Raw genomic sequence first — 461 nt, 5'->3', positions numbered from 1 at the left:
TCTTGAGCGGTCTTATCTACTATTTGTTCTTGAAAGTGCTCTCTTTTCTCTGTGTCGGCTTTTTGGATGTTGGTTAATCTTTTTTTATGCGTTATCTTTAGTCGCTTTAGAGCATAACAAATCGCTGATTGCGAGCAATTAAAACGTCTAGCTCTTTCCCATTGGTAATCATCAGGATACTGCTCAATATCCTTAAGCAAGGCTTCATCATCAATCTTTGAGGGCTTACGCTCAGTAAAGCCTTTAGGATGGGGATTTTTAATCCAGCTATAGACGGTGAATTTGCTGATTTTGTAGCGCTTTGCAACAGCGCGCCAAGTTTCTCCATTAGCAATATCGTTAAGAATTTTCTGTCGGAATTGGCTGCAGTAGGTCATAGGATATGCTCAGTTTGTTTTTGATTAATTCTACTACAAGTTGTTTTTTTATATTCTGCTTTGAATTAGATTGATTCTAAGTGA

At 37.5% G+C, this 461-nt stretch carries 1 protein-coding gene; it reads right to left on the bottom strand.

Going from position 1 to position 461, the window contains the following annotated elements; translation table 11 throughout:
• On the bottom strand, positions 1 to 377 hold a 377-nt coding region (locus A5N85_RS14140; RefSeq protein ID WP_072577672.1), incomplete at its 3' end, for an IS630 transposase-related protein.
• Positions 378 to 461: the final 84 nt, after the last annotated feature.

Origin of the sequence: Suttonella ornithocola (genome assembly GCF_001889065.1) — a bacterium.
In the GTDB taxonomy this organism is placed as follows: domain Bacteria; phylum Pseudomonadota; class Gammaproteobacteria; order Cardiobacteriales; family Cardiobacteriaceae; genus Suttonella_A; species Suttonella_A ornithocola.
The sequence above is the reverse complement of the archived record's forward strand: the minus strand, read 5'-3'. Positions and strand labels throughout refer to the sequence as shown.